The sequence below is a fragment of the Streptomyces sp. NPDC042102 genome (assembly GCF_055582305.1).
In genome coordinates, this window is record NZ_JBVJDL010000022.1 from 1 (window position 1) to 23,954 (window position 23,954).

23 protein-coding genes and 2 pseudogenes are annotated in these 23,954 nt (G+C 69.4%); 11 read left to right on the top strand and 14 right to left on the bottom strand.

All coding sequences use genetic code 11. The features are described from left to right. Positions 1 to 184: 184 nt before the first annotated feature. Positions 185 to 481, top strand: a pseudogene (locus tag ACZ6KO_RS34450) (transposase); the annotation flags it as partial. Here the strand turns inward: ACZ6KO_RS34450 and ACZ6KO_RS34455 are convergent. Both ACZ6KO_RS34455 and ACZ6KO_RS34460 read right to left on the bottom strand, forming a co-directional pair. Further along, positions 456 to 713 (bottom strand): hypothetical protein, encoded by a 258-nt coding sequence (locus ACZ6KO_RS34455; RefSeq protein ID WP_469307922.1) that lies wholly within the window; start codon positions 711 to 713, stop codon positions 456 to 458. The pseudogene ACZ6KO_RS34450 and the gene ACZ6KO_RS34455 sit on opposite strands and share 26 nt — an antisense overlap. Positions 714 to 827: 114 nt before the next feature. Next, entirely contained in the window at positions 828 to 1,901 is a 1,074-nt protein-coding gene (locus ACZ6KO_RS34460; protein ID WP_469307923.1) for an alpha/beta hydrolase family protein, read from the bottom strand. An 84-nt stretch (positions 1,902 to 1,985) separates the two neighbouring features. On the opposite strand from ACZ6KO_RS34460, the gene ACZ6KO_RS34465 reads away from it, so the two are divergent. Next, positions 1,986 to 2,942, top strand: coding sequence for an ArsR/SmtB family transcription factor (locus tag ACZ6KO_RS34465; protein WP_469307952.1), 957 nt, complete (start codon positions 1,986 to 1,988; stop codon positions 2,940 to 2,942). Positions 2,943 to 3,000: 58 nt separating this feature from the next. Here the strand turns inward: ACZ6KO_RS34465 and ACZ6KO_RS34470 are convergent, their stop codons facing one another. The 4 genes from ACZ6KO_RS34470 to ACZ6KO_RS34485 all read right to left on the bottom strand — a co-directional run bounded on the left by ACZ6KO_RS34470 (position 3,001) and on the right by ACZ6KO_RS34485 (position 5,917). Further along, positions 3,001 to 3,378: a Tn3 family transposase gene (locus ACZ6KO_RS34470; RefSeq protein WP_469307924.1), complete on the bottom strand. Its 378-nt coding sequence runs from the start codon at positions 3,376 to 3,378 to the stop codon at positions 3,001 to 3,003. 4 nt (positions 3,379 to 3,382) lie between these two features. After that, positions 3,383 to 3,613, bottom strand: coding sequence for a DUF4158 domain-containing protein (locus ACZ6KO_RS34475; RefSeq protein WP_469307925.1), 231 nt, complete (start codon positions 3,611 to 3,613; stop codon positions 3,383 to 3,385). Between the two features lie 494 nt (positions 3,614 to 4,107). Beyond that, entirely contained in the window at positions 4,108 to 4,770 is a 663-nt protein-coding gene (locus tag ACZ6KO_RS34480) for a response regulator (RefSeq protein WP_469307926.1), read from the bottom strand. Beyond that, complete coding sequence (locus ACZ6KO_RS34485) at positions 4,745 to 5,917, bottom strand: sensor histidine kinase (RefSeq protein ID WP_469307927.1); 1,173 nt, start codon at positions 5,915 to 5,917, stop codon at positions 4,745 to 4,747. Before ACZ6KO_RS34485 ends, ACZ6KO_RS34480 begins: the two co-directional genes overlap by 26 nt. A gap of 175 nt (positions 5,918 to 6,092) precedes the next feature. Here ACZ6KO_RS34485 and ACZ6KO_RS34490 point away from each other — a divergent pair, with 175 nt between their 5' ends. Beyond that, positions 6,093 to 8,363: an MMPL family transporter gene (locus tag ACZ6KO_RS34490; protein ID WP_469307928.1), complete on the top strand. Its 2,271-nt coding sequence runs from the start codon at positions 6,093 to 6,095 to the stop codon at positions 8,361 to 8,363. Positions 8,364 to 8,488: 125 nt separating this feature from the next. Here ACZ6KO_RS34490 and ACZ6KO_RS34495 read toward each other — a convergent pair. Next, positions 8,489 to 8,830, bottom strand: a pseudogene (locus ACZ6KO_RS34495) (hypothetical protein); the annotation flags it as partial. 1,095 nt (positions 8,831 to 9,925) lie between these two features. On the opposite strand from ACZ6KO_RS34495, the gene ACZ6KO_RS34500 reads away from it, so the two are divergent. The 3 genes from ACZ6KO_RS34500 to ACZ6KO_RS34510 all read left to right on the top strand — a co-directional run bounded on the left by ACZ6KO_RS34500 (position 9,926) and on the right by ACZ6KO_RS34510 (position 11,883). Continuing rightward, positions 9,926 to 10,414 carry a hypothetical protein gene (locus ACZ6KO_RS34500; protein WP_469307929.1) on the top strand — a complete coding sequence of 163 codons (489 nt, stop codon included), beginning with the start codon at positions 9,926 to 9,928 and terminating at the stop codon, positions 10,412 to 10,414. A gap of 262 nt (positions 10,415 to 10,676) precedes the next feature. Continuing rightward, complete coding sequence (locus tag ACZ6KO_RS34505) at positions 10,677 to 11,282, top strand: hypothetical protein (RefSeq protein ID WP_469307930.1); 606 nt, start codon at positions 10,677 to 10,679, stop codon at positions 11,280 to 11,282. A gap of 355 nt (positions 11,283 to 11,637) precedes the next feature. Continuing rightward, positions 11,638 to 11,883, top strand: coding sequence for a hypothetical protein (locus ACZ6KO_RS34510; RefSeq protein WP_469307931.1), 246 nt, complete (start codon positions 11,638 to 11,640; stop codon positions 11,881 to 11,883). A gap of 398 nt (positions 11,884 to 12,281) precedes the next feature. On the opposite strand, the gene ACZ6KO_RS34515 is transcribed toward ACZ6KO_RS34510, so the two are convergent. The 3 genes from ACZ6KO_RS34515 to ACZ6KO_RS34525 form a co-directional block, all read right to left on the bottom strand. Further along, positions 12,282 to 13,595: a PIG-L family deacetylase gene (locus tag ACZ6KO_RS34515; protein ID WP_469307932.1), complete on the bottom strand. Its 1,314-nt coding sequence runs from the start codon at positions 13,593 to 13,595 to the stop codon at positions 12,282 to 12,284. A 317-nt stretch (positions 13,596 to 13,912) separates the two neighbouring features. Further along, positions 13,913 to 14,263 (bottom strand): hypothetical protein, encoded by a 351-nt coding sequence (locus tag ACZ6KO_RS34520; protein WP_469307933.1) that lies wholly within the window; start codon positions 14,261 to 14,263, stop codon positions 13,913 to 13,915. Next, complete coding sequence (locus ACZ6KO_RS34525) at positions 14,260 to 14,994, bottom strand: hypothetical protein (RefSeq protein ID WP_469307934.1); 735 nt, start codon at positions 14,992 to 14,994, stop codon at positions 14,260 to 14,262. The genes ACZ6KO_RS34520 and ACZ6KO_RS34525 overlap by 4 nt, the downstream gene beginning before the upstream one ends. Before the next feature lie 486 nt (positions 14,995 to 15,480). Here ACZ6KO_RS34525 and ACZ6KO_RS34530 point away from each other — a divergent pair, with 486 nt between their 5' ends. After that, entirely contained in the window at positions 15,481 to 16,032 is a 552-nt protein-coding gene (locus ACZ6KO_RS34530) for an RICIN domain-containing protein (RefSeq protein ID WP_469307935.1), read from the top strand. Positions 16,033 to 16,597: 565 nt separating this feature from the next. Here ACZ6KO_RS34530 and ACZ6KO_RS34535 read toward each other — a convergent pair. Continuing rightward, positions 16,598 to 16,762, bottom strand: coding sequence for a hypothetical protein (locus ACZ6KO_RS34535; protein WP_469307936.1), 165 nt, complete (start codon positions 16,760 to 16,762; stop codon positions 16,598 to 16,600). Positions 16,763 to 17,022: 260 nt separating this feature from the next. Here ACZ6KO_RS34535 and ACZ6KO_RS34540 point away from each other — a divergent pair, with 260 nt between their 5' ends. Continuing rightward, entirely contained in the window at positions 17,023 to 17,379 is a 357-nt protein-coding gene (locus ACZ6KO_RS34540) for a hypothetical protein (RefSeq protein WP_469307937.1), read from the top strand. Positions 17,380 to 17,519: 140 nt separating this feature from the next. Here the strand turns inward: ACZ6KO_RS34540 and ACZ6KO_RS34545 are convergent, their stop codons facing one another. Together ACZ6KO_RS34545 and ACZ6KO_RS34550 are read right to left on the bottom strand one after the other, a co-directional pair. Further along, a complete protein-coding gene (locus tag ACZ6KO_RS34545; RefSeq protein WP_469307938.1) occupies positions 17,520 to 17,906 on the bottom strand; it encodes a hypothetical protein in 387 nt (128 codons plus the stop codon). A gap of 627 nt (positions 17,907 to 18,533) precedes the next feature. Next, the gene (locus ACZ6KO_RS34550) at positions 18,534 to 19,385 is read right to left on the bottom strand and encodes a LysR family transcriptional regulator (protein ID WP_469307939.1); all 852 of its coding nucleotides are present in this window, start codon (positions 19,383 to 19,385) and stop codon (positions 18,534 to 18,536) included. Positions 19,386 to 19,480: 95 nt separating this feature from the next. Between ACZ6KO_RS34550 and ACZ6KO_RS34555 the strand changes: the two genes are divergently transcribed. Next, positions 19,481 to 20,212: an SDR family oxidoreductase gene (locus tag ACZ6KO_RS34555; RefSeq protein ID WP_469307940.1), complete on the top strand. Its 732-nt coding sequence runs from the start codon at positions 19,481 to 19,483 to the stop codon at positions 20,210 to 20,212. Positions 20,213 to 20,876: 664 nt separating this feature from the next. Here the strand turns inward: ACZ6KO_RS34555 and ACZ6KO_RS34560 are convergent. Next, positions 20,877 to 21,317 (bottom strand): phage tail protein, encoded by a 441-nt coding sequence (locus ACZ6KO_RS34560; RefSeq protein WP_469307941.1) that lies wholly within the window; start codon positions 21,315 to 21,317, stop codon positions 20,877 to 20,879. Between the two features lie 1,043 nt (positions 21,318 to 22,360). On the opposite strand from ACZ6KO_RS34560, the gene ACZ6KO_RS34565 reads away from it, so the two are divergent. Together ACZ6KO_RS34565 and ACZ6KO_RS34570 are read left to right on the top strand one after the other, a co-directional pair. After that, positions 22,361 to 22,984, top strand: coding sequence for a hypothetical protein (locus tag ACZ6KO_RS34565; protein WP_469307942.1), 624 nt, complete (start codon positions 22,361 to 22,363; stop codon positions 22,982 to 22,984). Between the two features lie 43 nt (positions 22,985 to 23,027). Beyond that, positions 23,028 to 23,798, top strand: coding sequence for a transposase (locus ACZ6KO_RS34570; RefSeq protein ID WP_469307943.1), 771 nt, complete (start codon positions 23,028 to 23,030; stop codon positions 23,796 to 23,798). Positions 23,799 to 23,954: the final 156 nt, after the last annotated feature.

The window sequence follows — 23,954 nt, forward strand, 5'->3', positions numbered from 1 at the left end:
GCACACCTACAATCACCACCGCGGACACACCGCGCTCGCAGGCAAACCACCTGCCAGCCGCGTCCCCAACCTCACTGGGCAATACACCTAGGCCGTTTCTCTCGGCTCATCTGATCGTCGGTTGATATGTTTCGTTGACTGACGCTCAGCGGGCACGCATCGAGCCGTTGCTGCCGGACCGGACACCGCCTACAGCAGGCTGCGGATGTGGGCGATCGACGGCACGTGGGACCGCGTCTGCGCCGCCCTGCTCGCCCAGGCCGACGGCGACCTGGGCTGGGTCCTCGGCCGTCGACTCCACGATCGTCCGCGCCCACCAGCACGCCGCCGGGGCCCGTCAAAAGGGGCCCCGGCTGGCGAGCCGCACGACCATGCCCTCGGACGCTCCCGCGGCGGACTGACCACCAAGATCCACCTCGCCGCCGACGGCCGCTGCCGGCCGCTGGCCTTCGTCGTCACACCTGGCCAGGCCGGTGACGCACGAACTGGCGGCGGAGCCATCCCGAGATCTGCTCGGGCGACCAGCGCAGGGCGAGTTTCGCTTCCACCACGGCACACAGGCCAGCCGACTGCTGGAAGAACCGGCGCACATGGTGCATGGGAACACCCATCACCCGCCCGATCAGGCTGAACGACTCACCCTCACGCCATCGCCGCCAGATCTCGTCTCGCTGAGCCGGCGAGAACCCGTAGTCACGCACCAGACCCCCCATAGCCACATGATCATCCGTGGGTGATGCGTTGATCCCTTGAGCCCGCCGTCGTTTGTCGACAGGCGGCCGATGCCCTGTGGGCTGGAGCAGGCCGTCCGCCGCCTCGTAGTCCTGTTACGAGAGATGGCGAGCGAAGAAGGTCCCCACCCGGCGTCGTAATTCGGCGAGTGTGACCGCGGGGTCGCCGGTGCCGACGAGCGCGGTCCGCGCCGTCGCTGTTACGAGACCGGAAGTCTGGAGTCGAGGGACGAGCGAGCCGTAGTCGGTGAACGCCCAGTGGTTCGCGTCGGGGAGCAGCACGCGGCGGCCGGGAAGCCCCGCCCAGGAAGAATCGATACGGGCGGCGCCGTCGAATCCGTCGGTGCGGAACAGCAACAGCGGCTGGTCGAAGCCGTCCAGCGTCGGGTAGAGGTCGAGATAGCCTTCCAGATTCGCCACCGCACCGACCCGGTGGTCGTCACGGGCCGCGTACACCGCCGCCGTGCCGCCGGCGGAGTGCCCGTACAACCCGATCCGGCAGGAGTCCATGACCTGGGCGAGCGGCAGATCGCTGAGCCGGTCCAGGACCAGCCGGAGGTCCGCGATCCGCGTGTCCACCATCGTGCGGAAGGTTGCCGAGTCCGGTGGCCCGAACAGGACGGTCGTCCGCAGCCCGGTCGGCAGCTCCACCTGGGAAGCGTCGCCGGGGTGATCGACGAGCACGACCACTCGACCGTGGCTCGCCAGGTCCTCGGCGACGGTTGTGCCGAGCGTGCGGGAGTCACCGCCGCCGGGTGAGTACACCAGCACCGGACGCCGCCCAGGCAGAGGCGGCGCGCCCACGTACCCGTGGGTGAGGACCGCGCCCCAGTCCACCACTCCCGGCTCCGGCAGTCCCGGATGAATGTGCGGCGCGTAATCGGCGAACACCCCGGCCTCGCCCGGTGTGAGCTGCGGGGCCCGGGAGAAGCCGCGCACCGATCGGGCCGGGTACAGGACGGTCAGCATCAACTCCCGCACGCCGCCCACCCACGGGTCGGTCCGGGACGGATCGGTCAGATGGACCGTCTGCATGCCTACGGGGTACGGGCCCGCGGGCGCGGGCAGCCGGAGGACCGCGCGGCCACCGGATGCGGACGCAGCCGTGGGCAGCAGGGCGGCGGCACTCCCGAGTAGGGTGCCTTTCAAAAGAGTGCGTCGCGAAATCATACGAACATCCTTGGTGCGAGGCTGTCACGACGCGAAGGTTCAGGCCCTGGCCAAAAGGCTGGCCCAGGACGAGGAGCTGTGAGAGTGCTGCGAGTCCACTTCACCGCGGAGGACTTCGCCCGTACCCGGTTCGCAGCCCGCCCGGCGCCGCTCCAAGAGCTGCACGCCGCCCTGACCACAGCCATGACCCGGAGTGGCGGGCCATTGTTCGTGCCGTGGCGTGGTCGCATCCTGCGCTCCCTCCCGGCTACGAGTAGCCCGCTTGCCGACCTGGTTCCGGCGGGCCACCCGCCTTCCTTCCTCGACACCCTCGGCGACACCGTCGCCGCCGGCTTCGAACAGATCCGCGCCACCAGCACCGTTCTCGTCCGCTCCGAGCTGGAGCGGGTCTACGGGACGATGCCCGCCCCTCGCTGGATCCGCGACCTGCACGCGGGCGACGAGACGGCCTGGCACACCCTGCACCGCGCCCAGCAGGCCACATACGAGACTGTCCTTGCCCAGGTCTGGTCCGCCGTGCAGGATCTGCACCGTCAGGAGTTCACCCGCTACGCCTTGACAGTCGCCGAGCACGGAGTGGCCGCCACGCTGACCGGCCTGGCCCCGGGCAGCCGACTCCGCGGGGGTGTGTGGGAATGGCCCGGCGGAGCGCCGGACCGCGACATCTGCCTCGACGGGCGCGGCCTGGTTCTGCTGCCTACCTTCCACCACCCGGCGGGCCCACTTCTTCAGGACCCCCCGGGCCATCCCGCAGTCCTGACGTACCCAGCCTCTTCCGGGCTCCCGCCCACCGCCGGGGGCCCGATCGTCTCCGCCGAGACCCTGGCCGCCGTCCTGGGCCGCACCCGGCTGGACGCCCTGCGCCTCCTCGTCGAGCCTCACACCACGACATCCCTGGCCCGCGCCCTCCACGTCAGCAACGCGACGGCCTCGTCCCACGCGGCGGCGCTCAGATCGGCAGGCATGGCGACGACGACCCGCACAGGCCGCTCGGTCATCCACCAGCGCACGGCCCTCGGCACGCTGGTTGCGGGTGCCTGACCGCCGTAGTTCGCCACACGACGGACCGCAAGCCCATCACCGCCCCGGTCGGCCCCCCTCAGTCCTGCCCGCTGCCGTCGTCGTCCTCGTCCAGCTCGGGCTCGTGCGGGTCGCGCAGCGGGCGCAGGTCGCCGGCGACCGGGACCCCGGCGGTGAAGGTGTAGCGGCCGAGCAGGTTCAGGTTGCGGTGCTTGAGCGGGGAGAGTCGGGCGATGTCCTCCTCGCGGATCTCCTGGCCCTCGGCCTGGAGCTGGGCGACGGCGGCGTCGATGTACTTCGTGGTCCACAGCACGATGGCATTGAGGACCAGGCCGAGGCGTCGCCACCAGGTCGCCGGGCAGCGCCGGGTCCGCGCGGCGGCCGGCGCCCGCGACGGTGGCGTGCAGCCGCTTGTCCGCGACCATCCGCACCTCCGAAACCTGCCGGGCCAGCTCATCGTGTTACTCGTAGGCGTCCCTGATCTCCCACGCGTGCTCGTACGCCGTCTTCGGCCGCTCGGTGTACCGCTTCACCACCGACGGGTCCTCGATGCCGAGCTGCGCGGCCAGGTGCCTCAGATCGCGGTCGGCGTCGTCCAGGAAGAAGAACCGCTCCAGCTCGGGGCGGGTCGGCTCCTCGGCGAACTTCCCGTACGCCTCGGCCTGCTCATCAGTCAGAAACTTCACCGGCACGAGCGGACCGTAGCCAGCCCCGGCACCAGCCCGGCGATCTTTCCCCGAACCCCAGCGGACGCCTCAACCGGTGTGCTAATTGACCATGATCATTCTCGGCGCCAACCGCCGTACCGATGTTCCCCGAGGCCGTTCAACGTCGACCAAGATGGTCCCGTAGTTGCGACCCTCGCGGGTCGCGTACTCATCGACGCCAACCACACGTGGGGCCGGAACTTCCGGGTCGGGCAAGGCTTCGACCAGCCTGAGGGCGCGTATCGAGTCGTGATCATCGGGTGGTCCTGGTGAGGTCTTAGATCCAGATCATCGAGGCGTGCAGGTGGAGACTGGCGAGGTAGCTGTCGGGAGTCTTGTCGTATCGGGTGTCTCACCGTCCCGGTTCCGGCCTCCTGGTACGTCACGCTCTGGGGCGGTGAGGCACGTGGAGCCGACGTGAGCCGACCGGTGCACTGATGTCCGGGCGGGGACTCATGGGACATGGCCCGTCACCCGGCTCAGGTTCCGGGGAGGATACGGCGCGTTTCGTAGGCCCACATCGCGATCTCGACCCGGTTGCGGGCGCCGAGTTTGGCCATAAGGCTGGCCAGATGCGTCTTCACCGTGCTGAGGCTGATGTGCAGTGCATCGGCGATCTCGGTGTTGGTCAGCCCGCGAGCGACGGCGAGGAGCACCTGCTCCTCGCGGGCGGTGACGGGGGAGACCGGCTGGGCCACGGGCCGGCCGGCGGGCAGGTCCGCGAATGCCTGGAGCAGACGGACGGTGACGCTGGGCGCGATGAGCGCCTCACCGTCGGACGCCGACCGTACGGCCTGCGCCAGAAGGTCCGGTCCCGTGTCCTTGAGGAGGAATCCGCGGGCGCCGGCACGCAGTGAGCCGTAGACGTACTCGTCGAGGTCGAACGTGGTGATGACGACCACGACCAATGGGTCGGCGACGCCCGGGCCGGCGACCAGTCGGGTGGCCTCGAGCCCGTCGAGTACGGGCATGCGGATGTCGAACAGGCAGACGTCGGGGCGTAGTTCGCGGGCCAGACGTACCGCTTCCCGCCCGTCGGCGGCCTCGCCGACCACCTCGATGCCGGGCTGGGCGTTCAGTATGATCCGCAACCCGGTGCGGATGATCGTCTGGTCGTCAGCGACGAGGACGCGAATGGACACCGCTCTCGCTCCTCGCTCTCGGCAGTTCGGCTTCGACATGCCAGCCCCGGTCAGTACCCGGGCCGGCTCGTAGTGTGCCGCCGAGCAGGGTCGCGCGCTCGCGCAGTCCGGTAAGTCCGTATCCGTCGCGACCCCGGCCGGTGCGCCGGCCGTTGTCGAGCACGCTCACCCGTACCGTGTGCCGTTCCGCGGCGACCCGGACGACGAGCTCGGTCGCGTCGACCGCATGGCGCAGCGTGTTGGTCACCGACTCCTGCACGATCCGGTAGACGGCCGCGTCCACGGCCGGGGGCAGCGCGTCCAGTTCGCCGTCGAGCCCCAGATCGACCCTGAGGCGACCACCCGGGGTGCGCGCCAGGCGCTCCAGATCCGCGACTCCGGCAGGGGGCGCCAGCTCGGCGCCGACCCCGCGGTCGCGCAGCGCGGCGACCATGGCGCGCATTTCCTCCAGCGTGCGCGCCCCTTCCTCCTCGACCCCCTCCAGCGCCTCGACGGCGGCGGACGGGTCGGTGCCCGCGACCACCCGGCCCGCCTGGGCGATGATCACCATGGCCGACACGTGGTGGGCCACCGTGTCGTGCAGTTCCCGGGCGAGCTGCTCGCGCTCGCGGGAGCGCACCTGGTCCAACTGCCGCTCGCGAGCGGTCCCCCGGAACCGCACGGCAGCCCCGAGCACGCCGGGCAGCAGCAGGAAGACGAAGCCCACGACCTTTTCGACGACCGGGGTCTCGTCCGCGAGGACACACAGCGCGCCGGCCGCGAGGATCACCGCGCCGCCCAGCACGATCTCGCGTCCCGATCCCCACCGGGGCAGCGCGTACACCAGCACGAGCACGACCGCGCCGGTGTACAGGCCGAAGGGCTCGCTCGGTGCGGCGACGAGCGAGGCCACCGGAGGCAGGACCACCGAGCCGAACGCCAGCGTCACCATCGCCAGCGGGCGGGTCCGGCGCCACAGGGGCAGCAGGCACAGCCATACGGCGAACACCACCGCCACCGGCCGCCACACGACGTTCTCGCGCAGGGTGGCCTCCAGGGCCACACCGGCAAGGCCCGCGGCGAGCAACGCCCAGTCCCGCCATACCCGGGCGGGCGCGTCGGGCGGCCGGGGTTCCGTCCACAGGGCTCGCAGGTCGTCTCGTAGCACGGTTCCCAGCCTAGGCACCGTGCCGTGCCGCGCATCGGCCGAAAGGACGGGTCGTCACTCCGCCCTGAGGTCGACGGATCCGCGGCCCGCGGGCCGATGCCGCGGAGCGCCGTGGCGACGAGCCTCGGCATCGGCGGCCGTACAACGACGGCCAACGTAGTGGTTGGAGGACCCTATGCTCTCGAAAGCCCTGTTGCGCCTGGGCGCAAGCGCCGCCCGCCATCCCCGGCGGGTGATCGCGGCATGGCTGATCGCCGCCACGCTCGCCGTCCTCGCCGCGATCGCCTTCGGCGGGCGTACCGCGGACTCGATGACCGCTCCGGGGCTGGACTCCCAACGGGCCGCGGAACTGATCGAGCGGGCCGGCACCGGCCAGGAGGGGATGACCGCCCAAGTGGTCGTCACCCCCCTCGACGGCGGTGCGACGTTCTTCGACCACGGCAGCGCGCGCACCGCTCTCACGCGGCTGCAGACCGAGGTGAAGCGGCTGCCGCACGTGGTCGGCACGAGCGACCCGGCGGGGGCGCTCGGCACGGGCGGGGACACCGCCGTGCGCGGCGGACTCGTTTCGGCCGACGGGCGGATCGCGGTCGTCCGGGTGCAGTACCCCGACCAGAGCCGGCTGTCGGCCGAAGACCTCGACGCCCTCGTCGGTCTCGGCGACCGGCTGCGCGCCGAGCTGCCGCTGCGCATCGAGATGGGCGGGAACCTCTTCTACGCCTTCTCCGACCCCGACGGCGGCGCGAGCGAGCTGATCGGCCTCCTCGCCGCGGCCGCGATCCTGTTCCTGGCGTTCGGTTCGCTCGTCGCCGCCGCGCTGCCGATCGGCATGGCGGTCTTCGGACTGACCGTCGGGGTCGCCACGATGACGGTACTGGCGGGGGTGACGGACGTCCCCACCTTCGCGCCGGTCCTGGGCAGCATGGTCGGGCTCGGAGTGGGCATCGACTACGCGCTGTTCGTGCTCGCCAGGCACCGGGAGTACCTTGCGCGCGGGCTCGATCCGCACGAGGCGGCCGGACGAGCGGTGGCAACGGCGGGGCGGCCGGTGGTCTTCGCCGGCGGCACCGTCGTCGTGTCGATCCTCGGCATGGCGGTCGCGAACGTGCCGTTCATGACGGTCGGCGGGCTCGCCGTCTCGATCGTCGTGCTGACCATGGTGCTCGCGTCGGTGACGCTTCTGCCGGCCTTCCTCGGCGCCGCCGGCCCACGCCTGGCCCGGGCCGGCCGGATCGGCCGGGCTCTGCAGACCAGGAAGCCGGGCCGACTCGCACGGCGGCGGGACACGGCGGCAGGCGCCGCCCACGCCGCCGGGTGGCGGCGCTGGATCGGGCACGTCAGCCGGCACCCGGTGCCGTACGCGATCGGCGCGGCGGGGCTGCTGCTGACCGCGACGCTGCCCGTGCTCGGCCTGCGCGTCGGCCTGCCCGACGACGGGTCGCTGCCCCACAGCCGTACCGAGCGCCGCGCGTACGACCTCGTCGCCGAGGGGTTCGGGCCGGGCACCAACGGTCCCCTCGTCATCGCCGCGGACCCCGCCGGTGATCCGGGCGTGCTGGACCGTCTCGTCGGGGCGGTCGCGGCGGATCCGGGCGTCGCATCCGTCGCGCCGGCGCACGTCGATCGGGACACCGGCATCGCGACCCTCGTGGTGTTCCCGACCAGCAGCCCTCAGGACAAGGCCACGGCCGACACCATTGCCCGGCTGCGCACCGACGTGCTGCCCACGGCGATCGGGCACGGCCCGGCCAGGGCCCACGTCGGCGGCGCCGCCGCGAGCCTGTCCGATGTGGGCCAACGCACCAGCCAGCGCCTGCCGGTGTTCGTCGCCACCGTGCTGGTGATGTCGTTCCTGCTGCTGGTGCTGGTCTTCCGCTCGATACTCGTACCGCTCAAGGCGGTACTGCTGAACCTGCTGAGCATCGGCGCGGCCTACGGCATCATGGTCGCGGTCTTCCAGTGGGGCTGGGGAGGCGCACTCATCGGGCTGGAAGCGACGGTTCCGATCGTGTCGTTCATCCCGATGTTCCTCTTCGCCATCCTGTTCGGCCTGTCGATGGACTACGAGGTGTTCCTCCTCTCCCGCGTACGCGAGGAGTACCTGCGCACCGGCGACAACGGCACGGCGATCGTCGAGGGCGTCTCGGGCACCGCCCGGATCATCACCTCGGCCGCCCTCATCATGGTGGCGGTCTTCCTGTCCTTCGCCGTCGCCGAGGACCCCTCCACCAAGATGTTCGGGCTCGGCCTTGCCACCGCGATCTTCATCGACGCCACGGTCGTACGCATGGTGCTGGTACCGGCGACCATGACACTCCTCGGCCGGACCAACTGGTGGCTGCCGAAGTGGCTGGACCGGATGCTTCCCCACGGCCCGGTCGGCACCGACGACACCGACGCGGAATCCACGGGTGAAGCCCCGCGTCCAGGGCTGGTTGACCGTTGACTCAACTCCTGCCCGCCGTTGGCGTCCGGCACCTCAGCGCGTCACCCAGGGGCATATCGAATCGTGATCATCGGGTGGTCCTGGTGAGGTCCCTGATCCAGAACATCGAGGCGCGCGCAGGCGGGTTCCTTGTAGAGATCGGGGTGGCGGCTGACGGGTCGGCCACCTCTGGAGCCCTTCTTTTCCGGGATGACCGCCTTGATACGGCGTTTGCGCAGGTGGGCGCGGTTTCCGCGGGACGAGTACGCCTTGTCCCGGGCGACCGCGTCCGGCCGGACGCGGGGTCGGCCGACGGGCCCGCGCGCCGAACTCCGGCGGCATCTCCCGTCACCGCCCGCCCGCCTTGAACCGCCAGATCACGCCCTCGAACTGCTGCCGCAGTCGCTCGGGGTACGGGCCGTACTCGCCGATCAGCAGGTACGGCTCGCTGAACTCCCAATCCGGATCGTCAGTTGCACTCGCGTCACGCAAGACCGTCTATGGACCGGACCGTGCCACGAAGGCACATCCCGCAAATTGATCACGACTCGATACGCGCCCTAGGAGAGCACCCATTGGGGCGAGTGGTATGTCTTCCCTCTCAGGGTTGGATCTCGGTCCTCCAGAGGCACCCAGCTGTGCGAGCCGGCGTCCATCTCGTAGCCCTCCGCCGTCAGCAGCAGCCGCATGGGGGCTGCGCAGAACGCGCAGTCGACGGCCATCGGGCCCGTCGACGCCCAACTGGGGTAGCCGCCGACGCGCCAGCCGGGAGGGATCGACAGGTCGTACTGGTAGCTGGGGGATCGGGGCCGTGTTCCGCTACCTGGGCGTCGTCCCACGCGTCGATTCGCGTGATCAGCGAGGCGGGCAGTGTGTCGTCCTCCGCCCAGGGATAGGTGTCCACCTCTTCCGGGTACAGGACACACGGCTCGGGGAGTTCGTGCTCCCATCGAAGCAGGGGAATTTCGGGCGGAGCGGTAAGGAAGCGTTCCGCGTGCTCGGTCTGCTCGGTCTGTCGCCACCGCAGTCGGTACTGGCGCTCCAGGTACGGGCCGTGGGTGAAGGGGCAGCGGAAGAGCTGCACCAGGTCTGCACCGCCGGGCCCGCAGGCAAGGCCGGGGATGTCACGGCGGAAGAACTGGGCCAGCCCCACGAAAGGCACCGGACGGTCCTGTTCGGCACTCCATGGCCGGCGCGGCGGCCAGCTCCGGGAACACGGCCTCCACGGACACCGGTCTGGCCGGCGTGGTCCTCGTCATGCGCAGACCGTACGCGGCCGGGCAAGGGCCACGCGAACGGATTGCCCCGAGCCCCGTGCGGCACCCCGGCCGACGACCGAACTCCGGCTGGCGCCCTCACCCCGTAGTTCAGAGAAGTCACCAGGCCGAAGGAGATCGCCCCGTTCCAGACCGGCCGCATCGCCGCCTCCATCACGACAGCCAGCCCCTTCTCCTCCGCTGTGCGGGACCGAGCGGTTTGGGCTTCGCTGGATGTGTGGGCTCATGAACCTGCGTGGCCGTCCGAGCTGGGACGCCAGGCCATGGCCTGTATGCGGAGAGCGGTGATCACATGCTGGCCGAGTCGTGACGGCTCTGGCACTGGCGGGTGGTACCGCGGTGGTCCAGGCCGCGGGAACTGACGCGTGGAACGGCCTGCGCAGACGGATTGGGGAGCTCTTCGCCCACGGCGACGCCGCGCGGGCGGATACCGAGCTTGAGCGTCTGGACCACACTGCCGAGGTGTTGAGCAGCGCGAATGACATCGGCAGCGAGCGTCTGCGGCAGCAAGGTGCGTGGCAGGGCCGGTTCGAGACTCTGCTGGAGAGCCTCGACGCCCCCCAGCAGGAACGGGCAGCTGAGCAACTGCGGGACATGCTGTCGTTTCTCGCCGCTTCAACCGGTGACGTGGCCATCGGAACAGGGAATGCCATCGCTTGCGACGGCGGCAGCGCGGTCACCGGTGTCAAACGCGGGCGCAGCAGTCAGACCGGCCCCGCGAAAGCGTTGAACACAGGAGAAGCCGAAGCCGAGGGGACCGGCTCCAGGGCCGTCAGCGGGATCGTCAAGGAATGACGGCCCGCCACCACCACAACTGAGCGAGGCGAGCCAAGGAGCTGCCATGGTCCGGTGGCCGTGGGGCAGGTGGGACTCCGGCAAGGCCGTCGAGCCTGCGGAGGCGACGGGAAGCGGCGACCACGGGACACAGCAAGATCCGCGCGACACCCGGTCGGCTGCGGCACGCGGAGCCCCAGGTACCGGGCACATCCTGATCAACACCGGGGATGCGACTGCCACTCACGGTGGGTACGCCATCACTGGCATCTTCAGTCCCACCGTGCACCTTCCGGACGAGGCGATGCGGCCTCCCGCCGAGGTGGACGCCTCCGCCGGCCTGGACAGCCTGCTGCGCAGGCCGAGCCTCTTCGTGGGGCGTGGCGAGGAGCTCGCCCGCTTTGACGCCGCCCTCGCCGCCCCAGGCGCGGCCCTGGTCCAGGCAGTGCACGGGCTGGGCGAGGTCGGCAAGAGCACTCTGGCCGCTCACTGGGCCGCCACCCGCCCCCACGACTGCGCCCCGGTGCGCTGGATCAACGCCGACAGCCCCGCCGGCGTCGAGCAGGGGCTCGCCAGCCTGACTACCGCCCTGCAGCCCGCCCTGGCCGAGGCCTTGGCCGTCGAGGGGCTCGCTGAGTGGGGGTTGCAGTGGCTGGCCAGCCACACCGGGTGGCTGATCCTCCTCGACAACGTCAACGATCCCGCCGACGTCGGCTCGCTGATCGCACGCGCTCCCGGGGGCCGGTTCCTGATCACCAGCCACCTCGCCACCGCCTGGAGCGACGCCACCACCGTGGTACGCCTCGACGTCCTGGACGAGGCTGAGTGCCTCGCCCTCCTCACCCGCGTCACCACCGCGGCCGGCCCCGCGATCTGGACGAGGCCATAGACCTGTGCATCGAGCTCAGCCACCCCTCCTACCCCCGCGGCTACCTCCACCTCCTCGCTCAGAACGCGGCAGCGATGTACGGCCACGGCGGGGCCACCACCCCAACCCAGCGCACCATCGCCCGAATCTGGGACGTCAGCCTCGACCAGATCGCCGCCCACCAGCCCGCAGCCGCCGACCTTCGGCAGGCCGACGTCTCGTACGCTGCGGCGCTGCGCCGTGGCTCGGGCACGTCCCGACCGCCGTGAGCGCGGTGCGCTGGTCGCCCTGGTGAGCCTGTGCCGGCGAAAGCTGGCCGGCCCCCGGGGCACCCGCCGTGGCGCGATCTCGGCGCCCGTGGCGCAGCAGGAACGCGGTGGCGGATTCCTGGCAGCACGTCGCCTACGGCCAGGTCAAAATCCTCAAGCTTGAAGGCCCCGCGATATCCGCGAAGATGGTGAACTGCAGCACTGCCCAGATCGTCGGCAACAGCGTGAACTTGCCCAATGCGGACCCGACCGGGTGGCAGTCGATGGGCTGGTCGAACGGCGTGTTCTGCCTTGCGGTGAAGGGCAACGGGAGCAATGCCCGGGACACGTGGGACGGATACCTCGATTACTGACGCACGAGTATGAGCGTGTCGTCGGTCGAGATCACGGTCAACGACTTCCCGGCCGACACGAGTAGTAGCTCCCGTGTGCACGGCGGCCCCCGGAATTCTCCCGCGGGCCGCCGCGTGCTGTCCGGCCCTTCCGTCGAAGATGGCCCGGCTCCGCCGTAGTGGGCCATCCACGAGACGTGGTCCGGCCTCGGGGACCGATGGAACAGTCAGCCGACCCTGACCAATCTCAGCTCCAACCACAGTTCCATGGATGCAGCAGTCCGCCCGATCGCAGGCTGTGCCCGCCGTCGTCTGTGGCCCGGGCGCCGCCGACAGCCGGAGTCGGGTGCGCGGGCAGTGCCGCAGGCCGGCTCGGGAAAGCCGTCATCCGCACGTTTCCGACGAGCGGGCCTTGCGTGCTACCAGAGCCAGCGCAGCTCGGGCTGATAGGGGACGCACGCCTGCAGGGTGAGGCGGGGGGCGAGTTCCACCAGGTCGTCCTGGTGGAGGCACCGTCGGCCCGACCCGATCCTTCCGTCGGCGTCGCGCCACCAGGTTTGGCCGCTCGACCCGTCGCAGGACGCCACGCCCAGAGCGGCGGTCAGGCAGCCGTCGGACCCCGCGACCTTGATGGTGTCACCGACGAAGGTCCACTGCTGGGCGGGGCTGCCGTCACAGTCCTTCGTCGTCACGGCGGCCGTGGGCCTCCCGGCGCCGAGCGTCAGGCACCGCTCGACGGCGATCCGCTCTGCGGTACGGCCGATGGCCGACATGACCTCCCCGGGACGGGGCTGCCGGCGCATCCTGCGGTGTTCCCTCTCCATCCACTGCTGATAGCTCCGGCTCAGCGTGATGATGCGGGACGGGCAAGGCAGTGTGAGGCATCCCGTGTACGCGGCATAGGCCTCGTACACGGCCTTCTTCTCGCGTCGCTGCCGCGGTGTCAGGTTCGGTGGCAGCAGCGGCAGACCGTAGCCGACGTACGGTGTGACGGCAGGACGGGCGGGGGATCGGAAGGCAGCCCTCCGAAACAGCCGGCCGGTGATCTCGTGATCGCTGTGATCGGCCGGATGCGGCGGGCCGACCCCGAACGTGGCGCTGTCGTAGTCCAGCGTCAGAACGTGTTCCGCCTTGCGCAGGGTGAGCACCTCGGACAGGACAGAGGCCAGCTCAGCCTCCGTGTAGGACCTGGTCCCGTCGACCGGTCTCATGGTGGCGGACTGCCCCCGGAACAGCTTCAGCAGGCTCTGCCCCGAGTACTGCGGACTGCCGACACCCCTCGGGAACCCGTCGGGCAGTCGTAGGAAGACCAGCCGTACGTCGGGGCGGCCGGCCAGGACGTAGGACACCAGGTCGCGCCCGCGCACCGTGAGATCTGCCCGGAGCCAGTGGTTCGCGGCGCCTGCCATCCGCGCGTAAGCCGCCCGCAGACCCCGCTCCCGACGGTGTACGTATGAGCTGCCGCCGGTGGACGGGCGCCCGGCATCCCCTGCCGTCAGATAGACGGTGCCGACGAAACACCGGGCGCGTATGAGCCGTTGGATCTCGGGACTGACGAAGAGGAGGTCGTCGTCCTGGTGTGCCATGCCGGCCAGCGTGGGTCGGCACCCTGCGTCCGGCTCCGCACCCCGGCGGACACCGGTGCTTCCCGAGCCGTGCGCATGCCCGTGCGCATGCCCGTGCCCGACCGGCAGGACGGAAGTAATCGCGCCGAAGACCACCCCCAGAGCCACCAGACCCACCCGCGACCGATACCGCTGGCCTCCTTGCGGTGCCGAGACCGAGTGGGGGGAGCGCCCCGAACCCGCGAATCCACTGCTGTCGAGCGGCTCAGACCTCACCTCGGATCCCTCCGGCTGACGCGTGGCACACCGTTCCGCGAGCGGCACCTCGCGCGTGTCGCGCCGCCTGCGCCCGATTCTACGAATGAGCGTGCGATGGCTGCGACTCGAATGGGCCGACTGGTGGACGAGGCGGAACACGGGCCACGCCGTCCCGCGTCGCCCCCGTGGCGTCGTCGGCGAGATCACGGCTCCGGACGACGCCCAGTTCATCGTGGGAGAAACCGGGAGGCGGCGAACCCACCGACGAGCAAGATGAGCGGGCGGGGGCTGCCCGCTGCTGCCGAGTCCTCAGTGTCCTTGAGCTGCCCGTCGATCAGGTCCAGGATCTCGGGCACGACGGTGTCGAATAGTTCTGCCGCCTCCTTCACGGTGACGACGATCTGGTCACTCGTGCCGTCCTGCTTACGGGCCAGGCGCTTGCGCACGGCAGCGCCCAGCGCGCGGTCGATGGCGGTGGGGATGTTCAGGAAGAAGGGACTCGTCCGGTCCGCCGTGAAGTCCAGCTTCGGCCGCTCCCACTGCTCGCAGAGGTCGAGAAAGGCCTCGGGACATCTCACTTCAAGGCCGTCGACGATCTCGGCCTTGTCGAAGCGGTCGACGAGGAGCCGCTCACGGAACGCCCGGTTGATCGCTTCCGCCCCGTACGGCCCCCGGTGGGAACGCCCGTCTCAACCATCCGCCCTTCGGCGTCGTTCTCGTACGAGGTCAGGTCGACGGTACCGCCACCGCAGTCCACGACCACGAACCGGCAGCCCGGGGCCTGGAGATCACTGTCCTCCTTCCCCTGCTCTCCGGGCACGTTGACGCCGCTGGTGCGGGCGCAGTGGGCGGCTGCCTCGGGTTCGATCGCCAGGACCAGCCGGCCGTCCTCGGCTGGCAGCCCGGCGCGGATCGTACAGTCCCGCATGACCTGCTCCTGCTCATCCGTCCAGATGGCTGGCACCGTGACGCACCAGCGGATGACGTCAGGGCCGTAGCCCCAGCGCTCCGCTTCCTTCAGGGCCCTGCGATAGAGGCGCTGGAGGAAGAGAGTGATGAGGGCCTCGGACCGCTCCCGCGGCGGCAGGTCCTTGAGATCGACAGATGCCCACAACTGCACCCCAGCCTCGTCCCCGTCCCGCTCTTCCCCGAGCAGAGCGAGAGGGGTTGCATCAGCGTCCGGTTGAGCCCGTGCGTCCTCAGGCTTGCTTACGTCCTGTTCGTCGTCCCAGCCACCCTCATTCTCGGCATTGTCCTCCTCCTCTTCCTCCAGCTCAGCCGGCGCTGCCAGCGGTGCAGGGCGGTGCATCAGCCCCATCTTGAAGCCGGTGAAGTACTGCGGCGCGTCAGCTGCGGGGCGCTATCAATTCCTACAACCACTCGCGGGATGTGCAATCTATCTCCTGCGGGACGAAATCTTCTGAGTGCAGGCTCGGCCGCTCGTGGCGTGTACGCTCTCGGAACCCGGCCCAAGATGGGAATCGCAGGTAAGGACCAACTGCTCCCGCTGCTCACAGGTCTCGAAGGAGCATTGCTCCTCGGTCTGTCCATCAGCCAGATCGGAACGACGCCGGACCGCATGCCCACCGACTTGACGCCTGACCACGGTCGGCGACCTGTGACAGCGAAGACGGACCGCTTGCCACCGAAGCTGGGCCAAGGCTGCTTTGTGACAACGAAGTTGGACCGGCGGGGATGTCGTCAGGTGAGGTGATTCGGTCTTGGATACGTGCTGGGCCGTCCCCTTTGGATCATCTGATCGTTACGCACGAGCAACTTCGGACAAGGGAGACTCGTGAAGCCGCGCAATCGACTCGCTGTACTGGCAACCGCACTTGCCGCCGCCTTCGCGGCAGCAGTACCGGGTGCCGGGGCGGCCGAACCTCAGATCCGCTCGGAGATGGCCCCTGCGGTCGCGGCCGGAGTCGGCCCGTTCCAGGTCAGGAACCAGGGCACGGGCCGCTGCCTTGGCTTCCCGTACGGTGAGGACCGTACGCGGGTGTGGGACTGCACCACTGAGGCCTACCAGCTGTGGGACCTGGTGGCTGACGGCCGGGGCCGCTACCACATGGTGAACCGCAGGGACGGCCGCTGCCTGGCTGGCTACGCGAACGGCCCGAGCGGCTGGGCGACCTGGCTGTCGACCTGTGACCGCGACTTCACCAACGTTGACCAGCTCTGGTATGTCGACCCGGCGCACCAGAGCGACCCTGCGCGCATCGCGAACCTCTTCGGCCGGGCCCTGGAGCCCGACCGCAGCTGGAACGGCGCGAACCGGTCTCCGGTCGTGACCAACGACAACCAAGGACTGCCGAACCAGAAGTGGACGCTCAAGTACATCCAGTGAGCCTATCCACAGGAAGCGGCCTAGTGTTTCGAGTGCCCAGTTGCTGGCGTTGCAATCGCGGATCGTGTTGGAGAGCGCGGACGGGCACGCGATTGCGGAGGTCGCCCGGCGGCTGGGCATCACCACGGATACGGTCCGGGCCCCGCTCCCCGCCGGCCGCTGGACCGAAAGCCGACACCGACGCCTGCGGGGGCGCCGGCGGCGACTGCGCCCCGGGCCAAGACCTCCGCCTCCACCGCTACCTCCACACGCACCACAACAGCTGCCGCTCCGCCACTGCGTTCCCTCTGCGCCACGGGCGCCGCGGTCGCGCCACGGCAAGGACGGCGTCATGTTCAGTGGTTCTCCATCTACTTGGCGGGACACGGTCGGCGTGAACGCGTCCTCGCACCGCAGACGAACCCCACCGCGCACTTCTCCCCCCACAGCCCCTCGATTCACCCGAGTGAGTGAATGGCGGGCCTGCCCCCGCACTCCGGCGCACGCCGGCACCCCGACGACGAGTCACATCGCCGGGCACCCTCGGATCAGCGGTCACGGCGCGCTCGAACCGGTCGAAGGCCGATCAGGATCCGGCGCAGTGGTTGCCGCCGTCGGCGGAGGCGTTGTGCCGGTACGGGTCGGAGTGGACGGCGACGAAGCTGCGGTGGGGGCTGGCGGTGGATGAGGCGGAGCGGGACCGGCTGTACGACATCGCGGCCGGCTGCGGTGGCACCGAGGTGGAGTTCACCCCCGCCCCGTAAGCCGGGTAGGAGCAGTACCGGCCGCCGGCATGAGGCGCTGGAGCAGTTGGCCGCGCTCAGCGTCCTGGCCCGTTGGGTCGATACCGCTGCCCTGATCACCGCCTGACGTCAGCGCTTGGCCGTTCAGGCAAGCAGTCGCGGATCTGTCGGGCTGCGATCACGTAGCGGCACCCCGACGACGGGAAGGCCCCTGCGGGTTCGGTGGGGCAGCGGATTAGGGTGCGGTCAAGAGCGGGGGTGGAAGATCTTGAACTTTGATGTGCCTGGCCCGCAAGCCGGCTGGCTGGATGCACCGGTCTCGGCGTGTGCGAATCCGAACCCTGCGTGGCAGACCAGCATGTGGTGGTACATCTCGGGTCTATTCCGTGTCGTGGCAGGCCTTGCGCCGTCGCTGGACTCCGTGGCGGGCCGGTTGAAGCTGACGACCGAGCGGGGCTGGGAGGAACTGAGCCCTGTCGATGTCGCGATGATCCAGATTCGCGGCGTGCATTTTGCGCTCCACCGCATGGAGTGCAGCCCGATGACGGACACCATCGTGTCCGTCATCAAGGAAACGGACGACGACGAAGTCGAATGGCTGCCAGCAGCACGTCCCCTGGATTGACCTAGTCAGCTCTTTTGGTTGAGGGCGCGGGTCAGGTCACGGTTGGTTGCTCGGCCGGCTTCAAGTTCGGCTTGACGCTCCTCAAACGCGCGCGTCAGCTCAACGTTGCTCTGTTCGAGCCTGGTGATTCGACTGTTCAGCTAGGCGACGTCGGCAGGTGGCCCGAGGTCAGAGGCCCGCCAGATCTCTTCGCCGAGCGCCTTCGACAGGCGTTCTTCGAGCTGCTGAACGCGGGAGGCCAAGCGAGCGCTGCGGGCACCTGCGTTGGCGAGATCGGCTTGAAGCGACGCCGAGGAGACGGTTGGCCCAGTCCCGGACGGCGTGGCCGGTTCGTGCGCCGCGGTGTGGAGCGCGTCGGGGAGGTCGCGGTGGCGGTAGAGGAAGGTGCGGTCGAAACAGGCGGCGCGGGCGATGGCTGAGGCGGGCAGTGGGCTTCCCTCGCGCCGTGCGGTGATGATCGCGCTCGTCACTCGGGTACGGCGGCGTTCGGTATCGGCCTGGCGGCCGTCGTTGATGGCTGTGGTCACGACGGGTGGGTCCTTGGGGGTCGGACGTCGGGCAGGGGCTGGCCGACGCGGGGCATACCGAGGTGGACGGTGCGCGAGCGGCGCACGAGAATGACGGCCTGTTCGATCTGCGCGCGGTCCTCGGCCGTGAGCTGGGCGAGGTCAGAGCTGACGCGGGGCGATCAGCCGGCGGACCCGGCTGATCTCCTCCTGTGAGGGCATGGCCTGGGTACGTGCCCATTCGTCGGCTTCGAACGCGGACATCAGCCGTTCCCGGCTTCGCAGCAGGTCGGCGAGGTGTGCTTGGAGGTCTGGGAGGTAGGAGACGTCGGTGGAGAAGTGCTCGCAGCCCAGACAGCGGAACCGCAGCGGGCACGCGTGGCCGCCCGCGGCGACGTTGGAGGGTTCGCGGCAGACCTCGTACGGGGTGGCGACCTCCCCGATCGCACGCCGGACGTGCTCGGAGTCCAGCAGGCTCTGGGCCGCGCGCCAGACCCGGTTGCCGTGCCGGTCGAACCGCAGAGCCGTGACCCGGTCAACGGCGACCCGACGAGTCCGGACTCCGCTGCCCCAGCAACACCTGCACCCACCGCGATCTGCCGCCTGAGCCGGGCCACGATGGGTGGAGCCTGGCCGGGCGGGTGGGAGCTACTGGAGACGTGTCGCAGTCCGGATGAGGTCGGCGACGGCTCTGGACCGGCTGTGCGGTGGCCAGGCGATCACGGTGGTGACTGTCGGCGCGTCCAGCACGGGCACGGCGGCGAGGTCACTGTGCAGTTGGGCTCGGCACGACTCCGGTGAGACCGCACAGGCACGGCCGAGCGCGACGAGCTGCAACAACTGCGCATGGTCGCGGACCTGCGGGCCGGGGCCGGGCGGGTAAGTGCCGTCGGGGTCGGGCCAGCGTGGGAGGGGCAGGCCCGGCAGCCCGGTGATGTCGGCCATGTGCACATGGGCCCGAGCGGTGAGCGGATGCCCGGCCGGCAGGACCACAACCTGACTCTCCGTGCTGAGCTCTTCGGTGTGGAATCCGGCCGTCGAGTCGAACGGCCGGTGCAGCAGAGCCACGTCGGCCCGGCCCTCGCGCAGGAGTCGTTCCTGCTCGGCCGGACCGCACAGGATGACGTCGACGGGTACTGCGCCGGGTTCGGCGGCGTACGCCTCGAGCAGCCTCGCCAGCAGTTCCCTGGACGCGCTGGCCTTCGTGACCAGGACCAGGCCGGGGCGGCCGGTCACGGAAAGGGCGGCGCGGCGGGTCCGACGCTCGGCGGCCTCGACCGCGTCGAGAGCCGCCCGGCCCTCGACCAACAGCACCGAGCCGGCCTCGGTCAGCGTGACAGTGCGACTGGTCCGATCCAACAGCACTGCCCCGAGCCGGCGTTCGAGCCGCTGGATCGCCCGTGACAACGGTGGCTGCGCGATCCCGAGCCGCTGCGCGGCACGCCCGAAGTGCAGCTCTTCAGCGACAGCGACGAAATACCGCAGTTCCCGGGTCTCCATCCGGCCACGCTATCCCGGATCAATACCCTGACGGTATCGCTGTGCACCCGATCGGTCTTGGACGCCCGCCGAGGCCCGAAGGCAGCATCGTCCCTATGACTGAACAGACGATCGCGCTGGTCACCGGCGCGAACAAGGGAATCGGCTACGAGATCGCCGCAGGCCTGGGCGCCCTCGGCTGGAGCGTCGGCGTCGGCGCCCGCGACGACCAGCGCCGAAGCGCCGCGGTGGAGAAACTGCGCGCCGCCGGCATCGACGCGTTCGCCGTACCGCTGGACGTGACCGACGACGCGAGCGCGACCGCCGCCGCACGGCTGATCGACGAACAGGCCGGACGCCTCGACGTGCTCGTCAACAACGCCGCCATCGCAGGCGACATGCCACAGGAGCCCACCCGGATCGACCCCGCCACCATCCACACGGTCGTGGACACCAACGTGATCGGCGTCATCCGCGTCACGAACGCGATGCTGCCACTGCTGCGCCGCTCCGCCGCACCACGGATCGTGAACATCTCCAGCAGCGTCGGCTCCCTCACCCGGCAGTCAGGACCCGCCGCCGAGCAGACGGCGGGTCCGGTGTCCGCGGCGTACGCGCCGTCGAAGACGTTCCTGAACGCCGTCACCCTCCAGTACGCCCGGGAGCTGAGCGGCACGAACATCCTGATCAACACCGGCTGCCCCGGCTACGTCGCCACCGACCTCAACGGCTTCCACGGCGTGCGCACCCCCGAACAGGGCGCGGCGATCGCCATCAAACTCGCGACCCTGCCCGACGACGGCCCCACCGGACAGTTCTTCGACGACGCCGGCGTAGTGCCCTGGTGATGTGCACGGCGGCCATCACCCGCCAGGCTGATGGCCGCTGCGCCCACGTATCTCGAACAGATCCGTGGTGGCCGTCCGTGCAACGCTCCGGTGCCCGGGGCAACGCCCCGCACCGCTACCGGCTCCAACAATCGTGACCCGCGGATCCGGATCGCAAGACCTCACTGCTGTTCACCAATCCTCCGACCTGCCGAATCTCTATGCGCTCGGTGACAACTGGGCCAAAAAACTCGGAGCAGGTGGCAACAAGGTCGACCATCTGGTGACAAGTAGCGCGACCGCTGCGCCACCGAAGCCCAGGTCGGCCCGCAGAATTGGTGACACCCATCTTGGCAAGTCACATAGGTCTGGTGGCACAGCGCGGTGACGGCGGGGCTGGTCACGCCGTGCGCCGCGCGGCACAGCTCCGCCTTGTCCGCCGCCCCCGCACGAGGCCCGGGTGCTGGTCGGGCGGGCCGGTGCGGGGCGCACAGCCGGCCTCGGCGGGCTCGCCCTGCGCGGCCGGGCCGGTGCCGGAGCGGCTCGTCCTGCGGGGCGCCGGCCGGGCCCGGTGGCCCTCACCGGGCGCGACAGTCCCGTCGAGCCGGTCAACCGGCCCCTCGCGAACACACCCGCGACTGACCGGTTCACCGCCACCAACCGCACCCAGCCCTGCCAGCTACGTTCAGAGGACCTTGGTGTCGGCATCCAGATAGCGCAGTTCGAGCGTCTCTTCCCCCACGCCGGACTCGCCGGCGGTGACACCCGGACCGCTCCAGCTGACCGGGTGCACCCGGGCGAAGGACACCTTCTTGACGGGTTCGTTCTTCGCGTTGACGAACACCAGTACCAGGTCCCGCTCCGCGCCGGTCGCGGCGGGGTCCCTGGCCTCCTGGATCCACTTCGTGAACGCTTCGCTCTTGTCCGCAGAACGCGTCAGCGTCACGTTCTGCCAACCCGGAAGCCCAGGCGCGAAGTCGATATCGGCCTTTCCGGACGGCGTCATCGACACCACGTCGATGAATTCCTGGTCCGCGGCGCTGGACGAGACGCCCTTGAGCGTCTCCACTCGAAGCCCGCCCAGCTCCACCTGGCACTGGTAGGTAGCGACTGCATCGTCCGGCATGTGTCCACCCTTATGTCCGACGTCACAGGACGACCCGTCCGCCCCATGATCGTGGACATCGTGGCAGGCCTCAGCCGCGAGGAACGCAAAAGTCCCCCATCCGAGTGAGCTGCAACGGCATCCCGCACTCCTGTTGTCATGCGCGGCTCAGGAACAGGTACTGAACTTGCCGTTTAACCTCAGGCCTCGAACGAGGCTCGAACACAAGTGACCGCATACTCAGGAGTATCAACCGGACCCGGAGTAGCCGAAATTCGCGGAGACGCCGGTAACGTCGCGATCGACGGCGTCCAAGGTTCTCCGGAAGTCCTCAGCACGCCGGGGTTCTCGGTGCGAACAGTAGTAGCGGGGTGGGGGTGAAGGGGGAAAGTGAGAACGGCGACGGTGTCCAAGGATGCGCCAGGGATGTCAACCATGCCGGAGTAATCGGTGTGCACACCATTTTGGCGGGTGGAGGTGAAAGGGGACAGCGCGAACGGCGACGGCGTCCAAAGCTTCGCCCATGATGCCAACCACTCCGGAGTAGTGGGAGGCAACACGAGTACCGGAGTTGGCGTACTAGGGCCAGAGTCCGGACGGTGTGGGAGTCCAAGCGACCTCGGCCCACGGCACCGGCCTGGTCGCCAGCGGCGGGTACCGCGCTGCAAAGTTCGACGGCCAGGTGGAAATCAACAGCGTCCTGTACACCAACAATCTCCTGAGCGGAACAGCGGGCCGTTTCAGTGGGGAAGTACATGCCAAGAAATTCATCCCAGCCGGAGGGGACTTCGCAGAGGACTTCGCGTCAGAAGGCGTCTGCGAACCGGGAACAGTTCTCGTCATCGGGAATGATGGTCTGCCGACCCCCTGCGGCGCAGAGTACGACAGGCGTGCAACCGGGGTCGTGTCGGGTGCTGGCGGCCTCGAACCCGGAATCGTCATGGACGGCAAGACAAACTCCAAACACCGCGTGACGGTGGCGCTAAGAGCTGTCCCGTAACTGGACGGCGTCCCCTTCCCGACCCGGATCGGACCGTGTCAGTGGCTGGTGACAGGATCGAGGGGTGCTGATCAAGGGATACGACGTCGGCCCGTTGGTACCGGGCGAGTCACTGCTGCTCCACTCGGGGTTCTGGTCGAACTACCTCTTGGCGATATGCAGTGACGGGGGATGCGCCGAGCGCCCGGTTCCAGAGTGGTTCGGTGAGGACGGCGCCGATGCCGATGCCCTGTGCGAGGTCCTCTTCGATCCTGAGCACTGGCCCGTGTTCAGGGTGCCGGCTGACGACGGACCCGGAGCCGCGGTGATCTACCGCAACCTGGACGGTGACTACGGCACCGACTACCTACTCACCCATCCGGACAGAAGCTACGCCGAGCAGATCGCCAGCTGGGACGGAGATTTCTCGGGCACTGGGCTGACGTGGCACGAACTGATCCGGATCGCTGACAGCCCGTTCCTTGCGGACGAAGGCGTCCAGGACACGGCCACCCGCTTCCTGCTACTGCTTCCCCTCCTCACCGACCCGGACGTGCCGGAAACAGCATCGGCAAGGCTTATCGCGGCCCTGACCGCAGTCGGCGCGCCGCAAGACACAGCCTCCCTCACGGCGGAGCACCTGCTGGCGCACCTTACGAGGAGATCCCGACATGACCCTGCGTGGACGTCTCCGTTGAGCGGCAGCTGAGAGGTGGACCAAAACCGCTGATCACACCATGGAAGATCTTGGTATGGCTGGTGTGATCACGGCGTCGGAATCTTCCTGGATAGCCCCGTTCTCCGGGCTGAGTCCTCGCACCTTCGGGAAGCTGGTAACCGTTCTGCGGCTCCAGGGTGCGGACGCCATTCGGAAGGGCCGGCCGTGGAGCCTTCCGCTGGAAGACCGCGCACTGCTGGTCGCGGCCTACTGGCGCACGAACCTGACCATGCGACAGCTCGCTCCGCTGTTCGGGGTGTCCAAGTCGGCAGCGGACCGGATCATCGACCACCTTGGGCCGCTGCTCGCGCTCCAACCCCGCAAACGGTTCGCCAAGGACACCGTGCTCATCGTCGACGGCACCCTGGTCCCCACCCGCGACCACACCATCGCCGAGCGGTCGAAGAACTACCGATACTCCACGAACCACCAGGTCGTCATCGACGCCGACACCCGCCTGGTCGTCGTAGTCGGCCGGCCACTCGCCGGGAACCGCAACGACTGCAAGGCCTGGGAGGAATCCGGCGCCAAGGCCGCCGTCGGCAAGACCCTCACGATCGCCGACGGCGGCTACCTGGGCACTGGACTCGTCATCCCCCACCGCCGACAGCGCGGTCAGACCGAACTCCCGGACTGGAAAGAGGACCACAACAGGTCCCACAAGCAGATCCGGGCCCGCGTCGAGCACGTCTTCGCCCGCATGAAGACCTGGAAGATCCTCCGCGACTGCCGCCTCAGAGGCGACGGCGTCCACCACGCCATGCTCGGCATCGCCCGGATGCACAACCTCGCCCTCGCCGGATAGGCCAGGGGACCACATCGCAACCAACGATGCACGGGACGACTTGGAGATCATTTACGGGACAGCCCTTAGGCTCCCGATCAGCCGAATCGCCGTGGCTCGAGAATACGCGACCCGTCTCGGCGATTTTGTGATGATCGGATGGATCTTTGCCTGGCG